The sequence below is a fragment of the Xanthomonas sp. SHU 199 genome (assembly GCF_000364665.1).
GTDB classification, from domain to species: Bacteria; Pseudomonadota; Gammaproteobacteria; order Xanthomonadales; family Xanthomonadaceae; genus Xanthomonas_A; species Xanthomonas_A sontii.
The window spans coordinates 1-1,894 of sequence record NZ_AQOI01000648.1; the positions used below are offsets into that span (position 1 = coordinate 1).

The window sequence follows — 1,894 nt, forward strand, 5'->3', positions numbered from 1 at the left end:
CCGGCACCTTGCTGGCGCTGCCGCCGCTGGCGCTGCCGTTGTCGCCGCTGTGGCATTGGCTGGCGCCGCTGTGCATGGCCGCCGCCGCGGCGCTGGCCACCCTGGCTGGCTGCCGCGCGCGCCAGCAGATCGAACGCCTGGATGCGGCGCTGGCGCGTGCCGCGCTGGCCGAGTCCGAGCGCAACGCCCTGCAGCACGACGTGCACGTGCGCGAGCGGCTGGAACAGGAACTGCTGCAGGCCAAGCAGGCCGCCGAGGCCGCCGTGCTGGCCAAGGGCGAGTTCCTGGCGACGATGAGCCACGAGATCCGCACCCCGCTCAACGGCATCATCCCGATGCTGGAACTGATCGGGCGCGGCCCGCTCGGCCTGGACCAGCGCGAGATGCTGCGCGCGGCCAACACCTCCTCGCTGCAACTGCTGCGCATCGTCGACGACATCCTGGACTACTCCAAGCTGGAAGCGAACCGGCTGGAGCTGGAGATCACCACCTTCAACCTGCGCGAACTGCTCGACGGCGTGCTGGAGCTGATGCAGCGCGCGGCCGAGGCCAAGGGCTTGCGCATGGCGCTGCAACTGGACCCGGCGGTGCGCCTGCCGGTGCGAGGCGACCCGGTGCGCCTGCGCCAGGTGCTGAGCAACCTGCTCGGCAACGCGGTCAAGTTCACCGCGCGCGGCGGCATCGACCTGGGCGTGCGCCGGCTCGGCGAGACCCCGGCACAGCACCTGCTGCGCTTCGAGGTACGCGACACCGGCATCGGCATCAGCGCCGAGCGCCAGGAGCACCTGTTCCAGGCCTTCACCCAGGCCGACGCCTCCACCACCCGCCTGTACGGCGGCACCGGGCTGGGCCTGACCATCTGCAAGCGCATCGTCGAACTGATGGGCGGGCGCATCGGCGTGGCGTCGCGGCAGGGCCAGGGCGCCACGTTCTGGTTCGAGATCCCGCTGCTGAAGGTGATCGGCGACCTGCCGCAGAATCCGGGCGGCCTGCCGCGGCTGCATGCGCTGCTGGTCGGCGCCGACCAGCGCCTGCAGCAGCGCCTGAGCGTGCTGCTGCCGAACTGGGGCGTGCAGGTGAGCAAGGTCGATTCGACCCAGGAGGCACTGGAGCGGCTGCGCGGCAACGGCAGTGGCGGTAGCGTGCGCCCGACCTACGATCTGGTGATCGGCGACCTGGACGGGCTGCGGCAGAGCGCGCGCGCCCTGCAACGGGCGGTGGCGCGCCTGCCGGCGCCGCAGACCGCGCGGCTGATCTGGCTGTATGGCGAGGCCGACATTCCCGAGGAAATCCGCGCGCACGGCGCGCTGCTGTCGCGGCAGGCGGCGGACATCGACCTGCGCAGCATGCTGGCGCTGGCCCCGGCGACGCCGAGCCTGGCCAGCGAGACCGCTGGCGATGGCGCCGACACCGCCGACGCGTTCTACCACGATGCCTTCGCGACGGACCTCATGGACGCCCCCGCACCGGCCCGCGCCGCGGAACCGACGACCGTCGTGGCCGACGCGCCGCCGACGCGCAGCGGCTACCGCCTGCTGCTGGTCGAGGACAATCCGGTCAACCTGATGGTGGCGCGGCGGCTGCTGGAATCGCTCGGCCACCACGCCGACAGCGTCGAGGACGGCGCCGCCGCATTGGCGCAGTTGTCGCGGCAGCCGTACGACCTGGTGATGATGGACTGCCAGATGCCGGTGCTGGACGGCTACGCCGCTACCCGGCAGTGGCGCCAGCGCGAGGCCGATGCGTCGCGCCCGCGCCTGCCGATCGTGGCGATGACCGCCAACGCGATGGCCGGCGACCGCCAGCGCTGCCTCGATGCCGGCATGGACGATTACCTGTCCAAGCCGCTCGACCGCGCGCGGCTGGAGGACTGCCTGCAGCGCTGGCTGCCGCC

General features: G+C 72.4%; 1 protein-coding gene. It reads left to right on the forward strand.

The window, feature by feature from the left end:
* Positions 1-74 precede the first annotated feature (74 nt).
* Positions 75-1,894: ATP-binding protein (locus tag D183_RS0118585; protein ID WP_441366453.1), on the forward strand; the 1,820-nt coding region annotated here is incomplete at its 3' end.